Annotated in this window: 7 protein-coding genes; all 7 read left to right on the plus strand. The window is 44.9% G+C overall.

Features of this window, described 5'->3' with window-relative positions:
- Positions 1-126 precede the first annotated feature (126 nt).
- A complete protein-coding gene (locus tag H8S07_RS14125; RefSeq protein ID WP_021638909.1) occupies positions 127-1,533 on the plus strand; it encodes a DNA primase small subunit in 1,407 nt (468 codons plus the stop codon).
- Between the two features lie 204 nt (positions 1,534-1,737).
- Entirely contained in the window at positions 1,738-2,124 is a 387-nt protein-coding gene (locus H8S07_RS14130; protein ID WP_186856265.1) for a DUF6040 family protein, read from the plus strand.
- Positions 2,125-2,273: 149 nt separating this feature from the next.
- On the plus strand, positions 2,274-3,629 hold the full coding sequence (locus tag H8S07_RS14135) for a hypothetical protein (RefSeq protein ID WP_186856266.1): 1,356 nt from the start codon (positions 2,274-2,276) through the stop codon (positions 3,627-3,629).
- A 536-nt stretch (positions 3,630-4,165) separates the two neighbouring features.
- The gene (locus tag H8S07_RS14140; RefSeq protein ID WP_004614779.1) at positions 4,166-4,327 is read left to right on the plus strand and encodes a hypothetical protein; all 162 of its coding nucleotides are present in this window, start codon (positions 4,166-4,168) and stop codon (positions 4,325-4,327) included.
- A gap of 4 nt (positions 4,328-4,331) precedes the next feature.
- Positions 4,332-4,652 (plus strand): MobC family plasmid mobilization relaxosome protein, encoded by a 321-nt coding sequence (locus H8S07_RS14145; protein WP_021638906.1) that lies wholly within the window; start codon positions 4,332-4,334, stop codon positions 4,650-4,652.
- Positions 4,613-5,722 (plus strand): relaxase/mobilization nuclease domain-containing protein, encoded by a 1,110-nt coding sequence (locus H8S07_RS14150; protein ID WP_055166537.1) that lies wholly within the window; start codon positions 4,613-4,615, stop codon positions 5,720-5,722. The genes H8S07_RS14145 and H8S07_RS14150 overlap by 40 nt, the downstream gene beginning before the upstream one ends.
- Before the next feature lie 386 nt (positions 5,723-6,108).
- On the plus strand, positions 6,109-6,600 hold the full coding sequence (locus H8S07_RS14155; protein ID WP_009263190.1) for a nucleotidyltransferase domain-containing protein: 492 nt from the start codon (positions 6,109-6,111) through the stop codon (positions 6,598-6,600).
- Positions 6,601-6,882: the final 282 nt, after the last annotated feature.

A 6,882-nucleotide genomic window follows, 5' to 3' on the forward strand; every position in this document is an offset into this window, starting at 1 on the left:
GCGAGAGGGAGTGAGGTGTAGGTATTGACACCAAAAAGGCACTCCCTTATACTTGAGAGAAAAAGGTGCAAAAACCTATTGATAAGATTAGCGGTCAAGGCGAGAGGGAGTGAGGTGTAAAAGACTATGGCAAAATACACCAAAAGGAGAGATAAAAGAGGGTATGAGTGGAAGTCTGCTTATCGGGAGAAAGAAGCTCTTATGCTGGAGAGGGGATACCCGGAAGTAAGTCCTCATGATTTCTATCGAGAGTTGTTTCCGACTGGTAGTCTGCAGCAAGAGCCGGGGGACGGAAAAGGTAATATTATAGCGACACAGATTAGACCGTCCGGCAAAGGAAGAACCCGGCAGTGGGTAATTGATGATAGTCTGAAAATGCTGGATAAGGTCATAGGAGATAGGTTTGGGCTGATACCGCCTATTAGTTTTTACGGAAAGTCACACACGAAAGAGAACGCTCATGAGCTGTTTGCGGTGGTGGTGGATGTGGATTATGTAGGCAAACAGCAGTTAAAGAACCTGTTGAAGCAGTTTGGGAATGGTGTGCAGCTTCGTCCGACTTATCTTGTCAGCTCCGGCAAGGGGGTACATCTTTACTATTTCTTGCAGGAGCCGGTTCAGTTGTATCGAAACCGGGAAGAAGTGCTTGCGGAGCTGAAAGAAGCCTTTATCCGGCGGCTATGGAATGATACCAGCTCTATCCGTCCGGACAGCCCGGATATAACCGGAATTTATCAAGGTTTCCGGTGTGTGGGGAGTCAGTCGAAGCTGGGTGCAGATTTCCCAGTAAAAGCCTATAAGCTGTCAGAGAACCGTTACACGCTGGAGGACATAAAAGCCAGCATACCGAGCTGTAAGGTAGACCTTGCTCCGTTGTACGAGAAGCCGAGAAGAAAAAGTACCGTTACGCTGGAAGAAGCAAAGGAGCTGTACCCGGAATGGTATGAGAAGCGGATCGTGCAGGGAGAGCCGAAGCAGAAAAGTAAGAAGCAGGGCGGTACGTGGGTATGTAACGAAGCTTTATATGAGTGGTGGAAACGGAAAATAACCGAGGAAGTGAAAGCCGGAGGGCGTTACTTTTCTATTATGGCGTTGTGCTCTTATGGCTTGAAGTGTGGCATATCCGAGCAGAAGATACGGAGAGACGCCTATGCGTTCTTGGACCATTTAGAGAGCCTTACCGAGGACGAGGACAACCATTTCAGCCGGGCAGATGTGAAAGACGCTCTCCGGGCATTGAAAGGGGACAGAAAAAGGTTGTCAACGATAGCAAGCCGGGAATGGATAGAGGACAACACAAAGGTTACGATACCAGCAAATAAGCGAAATTACAGAAAACAAGAGGCTCATTTATATCTTGCAAGGCGAAAAAAAGAGGATATGAAAGTTATAGGCGAAGTAGTAAAAGAGGGCAGACCAACAGCAGAGCGGACAGTCAGAGAATGGCAGGAGAGCCACCCGGCAGGAAAGAAAGCGGACTGCATTCGAGAGACAGGACTTGCAAAGCATACGGTTTATAAGTGGTGGAAGTAGGGCATACTTGAAATGCCGAAAGGCATATGCTATAATGCCAATAGGCAAGAAAGACGAAAGTGCTCATTGTGGCACGCAAAAAGCCCCGGAGTTGCGACCTCCGGGGCTTTTCTATTCCGTTGTGGCAAGGTGGCTTATGCCTTAGGCTGGCTACCGCCTATTTATCTCCGTCCAGCCATTTGCAGATGTAGTAGGCGACTACACTTGCCAAGACAGAGAGTAAGAAAGACGAAAATATACTCATGGTGGCACACCCCCTTTCTGTACCTGTATAGGGGTGGTAGCGTCGCCCATTATACCATAGTGCATTATCTTCTTTTAATCGTCTTTGTGGGCGGTATTGCTATCGGTGTGGGCTTTCTTATCTTCCTTGGAGCAAGCAAGGTGTTTGAGTTCTACACAGAGGACTATGCGGACACCATGAGCCTTGCCGTATTCCTCATAAGCCTTGCAGTATCGGTGTACTTTGCAGAGCCTATAAGGGCGGTAATCCCTATCAATCTTCTTTTACTGCTGATACTGGTACATATCGTTTATGTGCTGATAAGGTGGTATGTAAAAGGGTGTATGAGGTCGAGAGGATACTACTAAATTGACACCCCAGAAATGGGGTGTTATATTTTAATAAAAAAGGTAAAAAAACTTCATTGATAATATAAGCCCCCTATAGCCCTTTAGGGCTAACAGTCATAGGGTAGCGGATATAGTATAAGTATATGCCAGAAAAGAGGTGTTTATTCATGGCAAGAAAGCCGACTGATAAGCAGTTGTTCAAGATGAAAAATGAATGGTTGGGGCAGTTCTACGAGGAAGTGAAACCGAGGGATTTTTACAGAGCAGTCTTTCCAGAGGGCAGTTTTGAGAGAGAGGGACACCCAGAAGATGAGAAGTGCAATGGAGTTCTCACTGTGATAGAGGGGGAAAAGGCGAGGAACTATATCGTCTTTGATGAGCTGAACATGGTTGATGAGGTCAAGGGGGCAGAGTTTGCTATCATGTCCCCAGTCGGGTATTCTGGACGTAACAGGACAGCCAAAAACGCAAGGTGGCTATATGGGATAGCTGTAGACCTTGACGGAGTGGAAATGGAGCAGTTAAGAGATGTGTTCCACCAGATGAAGCACGATTTTCTGCCACAATGTACCTACTGTGTGAATAGCGGTCATGGACTGCATTTGTATTATCTCTTTGAGAAGCCAGTACCGCTATACAGACATCTGCAAGACCAGTTAAGGGAGTTCAAGTATGAGCTAATCAGAAAGATATGGAACAGGTACACAAGCACCTATACAGAGCGTGAGCAAGTGCAGTACCAAGGTATCTTTCAAGGCTTCCGTATGGTTGGCACCCAGTCGAAACTTGGAAAGCGGTATCCAGTGACAGCTTTTGAAACTGGGGAGCGTGTCACAGTAGAGTATCTGAATGACTTTCTTATGGACGATAGCAAGGCTGTGACAGATTTCAAGTATAAATCCGATTTGAGCCTTGCCGAAGCCAAGAAGAAGTACCCAGAATGGTATGAAAAGAGGATTGTTAGGGGCGAGAAAAAGGGCAGATGGCATATCAAGAGAGATTTGTATGACTGGTGGCTAAGAACGATACAGAGCGGAGCGGTGTCAGTGGGGCATAGATACTGGTGTCTGTCTGTGCTTGCATCCTATGGTATCAAATGCGATATACCAGAAGATGAGGTATTGACGGACGCTCTGGAGCTGTTACCGATGTTTGACAATATCAGTGATGATGAACACAACCACTTTACCAAGCGTGATGTACTGGACGCAATGAATATGTACCAAGAAAATTATGTCACATACAGCAGAGCCGAGGTGGAGCGTGTCAGCGGTATATCCGTACCGCCGAACAAGCGGAACGGAAGAAAGCAAGAGCAACATATCAAAATTATGAATGCTATTCGAGAGATTGAACACCCAGACGGAGCATGGAGAAACAAAGACGGCAGACCAGACAAGCAGAAGATTGTCGAAGAATGGCGAAAGAGCCACCCAGACGGAAAGAAAGTTGACTGTATTCGTGATACTGGATTGAGCAAGCCGACAGTATACAAGTGGTGGAGCGTGGGCGAAGCCCTCTAAGGCATTTCCCCTTAATTACCCAAGAGCCATAAGAAAAAGAGTGTCAAGGGCAGTCGCAAGACTGTGCAGTTTACCCTTGATACTCTTTTTTGTTGGCTACAATGTCCGAGGGGAAAATGCTAGTCCGTCCGTTCCGTTACTCCCTCATGGGTTCGATTGTCCATTCCAAAATGAGAAAGTAAAGGGTTGTCTGCGACAATTTTTTTCTATGCTGCCATTCGCTGATCCGCAAGCGGAAGCTCATGGAAGCATAGAAAAAAACAAGCCCTTGACTATCTCATTTTTCCATTCCCAAAGTCACCCAAGAGGAAGTAAGCTCCACTGTATTTCTGGCGAAATCCACGCACGAATATATCCGCTTGACAAGTGGCTAGCCACATGCTATATTATGTGTAGCGGATATATTGCAAGTTCCCTAAAGTGTTACCACTTTAGAACTTGTGAGGGTGGCAAGCCCCCCTTCAATCCCCCTTTTCAGAGAGCCGAAAGGCTCATAGTGTGACGGTGGTAGCACCGAAGAAAGAGAGGTCAAAGGCATGAAAAAAGAAATGGATAAAATTCAGTTTGAGTACAGATACGAGGTGCAGGAGCTGATGAAAGTAATTGATAAATATGTAAAACAGAACCCGGCAGAAAAGGAAAATAAGACGCTGGAGCGTTTCTTTGACTTGCTTGATGTCATGGATATGGAGTGGTAAGGGTATGAACAAGACAAGACCAAAGCAGTTATCATTCCGAGTAAGTGAAGAAGAATACCGGCAGTTGCAGGAGAAGATTTTAGAGAGTGGAAAGAACCAGCAGGAGTATATCCTTTCCTGTGTGCTGGAGAAGCAGATCGTGAATACGGACGGTATCAAAGAACTTATCCCGGAACTGAAACGGATAGGGAACAACCTCAACCAAATAGCAAAGCGGTGTAATGAGGGGGGAATGTTGCCGAGTGAAGCGGAAGTGCGGAAGCATGGAGAGGAGCTGAACAAAGTATGGCAGTCATTAAGGCGGTATCTTCAAAGGCGGGCATAGGGCACGCAATAGATTATGTGACGAAAAAAGAAAAGACAGAGGAGAAGCTTGTCAGCGGTCTGCATTGTGAGCCGGAGACGGTCAAGGAGGAAATGCAAGCCACAAAGGAGCTGTGGGGCAAGACGGACGGAAGAACCTATAAGCATTATGTGCAATCCTACCATGAGGACGAGGAAATAACCCCGGAGCAGGCTCACAAGAACGCTGTCGAGCTGGCAGAGCATACAAAGGCATGGAAAGGGCATGAAGTTCTGATAGCCACGCATATAGACAAGGGGCATATACACACGCACTTTATTGTCAATTCCGTAAATTATGAGAACGGTCATAAGCTCCAATGGAGTAAGCACGACCTTAAAGACTTAAAGGAACGGTGCAACGAGCAGAGCTGGGAACAGGGCTTGCATGTGCCGGAGAAAGGAAAGACATTTGCTGGAGAAGTCCGGGAAGAAACGGTGGCATGGAGCAAAGACACCTACCAGCTTTTGAAACAGGCAGAGCAGGGAAAGGTCAAAAGCTATGTGCAGGATATTGCCCTTGCGGTGCTGGATTGTAAGGAAACAGCGACCAGCCGGGAAACCTTTATCCGGCTGATGAATGAAAGAGGGTACGGGGTGGACTGGCAGGACAGCCACAAGTACATCACATATACCGACTTAGCCAGGGAACAGGCAGGAGAAAAGGCTTGTAAAATCAGGGATAACAAGCTGGAAAAATACTACAATATGGATTTTGGAAAGGAGAGTATGGAGCATGAGTTTGAGAGAAATGCACGAACAGCAGAAGCAGAGCAGTCCAAGAGAGCAGCTTCAAGAGTTAAACCGACAGAGCCGGACAGAGCTGGAAAACAGTCTGCTCAAAGAAGCGTTGGCGATGTCGAGCGAGAACTGCGAGGAATTGATGAAGCAGTCAAATCAAGAACAAGTGAGGGCAGAGCAGAACAGGCAGAGAGACGCAGAGCAGAACAGGAAGCTCATCAGCGAGCTGAAGCAGAGCGTAGAGCTGCTGAAGAACAGCAACGAATTGCTTCAAGACGCTATATCGGGCGAGATTGGGAGCCTGAAAGATGAGGTTAAGGAAAACACCGTCCAAGAGGTTAGAAAGGCGTTACAGGCGAATATAGAGGCTATACAGAGGGCTACAAAGCTTCTTGAGAAGCAGTCTGATACACTTACGAGCGTGATGAAGCAGAAGATCCGGGAGCTTGAGGAAAGTAAGAACAGTTTTTTTAGATATGAGGGCTTGAAGTTGTACCTGTTTTGGGGCGGTATGGTCTGCAATATTTTAGTGTTTCTTATGCTGTTGTATGGTATGATTAGTAAGTAAAAAGAAATCGATAAATTAGAATTTTAAAAAGGAGTGTGATGACCATGATTTTTGATTTTGAGCCTTGGCAATTAGATATTGATATTGACTTAACTAAACAATTATATAGAAGTTGTAAAGGAGACTTTGTATGGGTAGAAAAGAAATAACAACAAAAGAAGATTTAATGAAAGTAATAGAATTATTCGAAAATACTGGAATTACATACTGGTTGGATGGCGGATGGGGTGTAGATATTTTAGCTGGTAAACAAACAAGAATTCATAGAGATATAGATATAAATTTTGATGCTCAACATACGGAAAAATTGTTAAATGTGCTTTTGAATCTGGGCTATAAAATTGATACAGACTGGAAACCGGTTAGAATAGAGTTATATAGTGATGAACTTGGTTACTTAGACATTCACCCGTTCGTTTTAAATGAGGACGGAACTTCAAAACAAGCTGATTTAGAGGGTGGATGGTATGAGTTTGAAAAAGATTACTTTGGTAGTGTTTTTTTTGAAGGCAAAACAATTCCTTGTATATCTTTAAAAGGCCAAAAAGTTTTCCATTCAGGTTATGAATTAAGAGATAAAGATAAGCATGATATTTCAATTCTTGAAAGTTTATCAAAATAACATCGCTGTAATTTCTAAGATAAATTGCAGTTTGTCGGTACGAAGAAAAAGGTGCAAAAATGTATTGATAAGATTAGCGGTCAAGGCGAGAGGGAGTGAGGTGTAGATATTGACATCAAAAAGGCACTCCCTTATACTTGAGAGAAAAAGGTAAAAAAAACTCATTGATAAGATTAGCGGTCAAGGCGAGAGGGAGTGAGGTGTAGGTATTGACACCAAAAAGGCACTCCCTTATACTTGAGAGAAAAAGGTGCAAAAACCTATTGATAAGATTAGCGGTCA

This window comes from Dorea hominis (assembly GCF_014287705.1).
Taxonomy (GTDB): domain Bacteria; phylum Bacillota; class Clostridia; order Lachnospirales; family Lachnospiraceae; genus Dorea_D; species Dorea_D hominis.

What these genes read in the sequence shown, in the direction of transcription:
- H8S07_RS14135 (WP_186856266.1), top strand. Translation starts at nt 2,274, where the DNA reads ATGGCAAGAAAGCCGACTGATAAGCAGTTGTTCAAGATGAAAAATGAA.
- H8S07_RS14145 (WP_021638906.1), top strand. Translation starts at nt 4,332, where the DNA reads ATGAACAAGACAAGACCAAAGCAGTTATCATTCCGAGTAAGTGAAGAA.
- H8S07_RS14125 (WP_021638909.1), top strand. Translation starts at nt 127, where the DNA reads ATGGCAAAATACACCAAAAGGAGAGATAAAAGAGGGTATGAGTGGAAG.
- H8S07_RS14155 (WP_009263190.1), top strand. Translation starts at nt 6,109, where the DNA reads ATGGGTAGAAAAGAAATAACAACAAAAGAAGATTTAATGAAAGTAATA.
- H8S07_RS14140 (WP_004614779.1), top strand. Translation starts at nt 4,166, where the DNA reads ATGAAAAAAGAAATGGATAAAATTCAGTTTGAGTACAGATACGAGGTG.
- H8S07_RS14150 (WP_055166537.1), top strand. Translation starts at nt 4,613, where the DNA reads ATGGCAGTCATTAAGGCGGTATCTTCAAAGGCGGGCATAGGGCACGCA.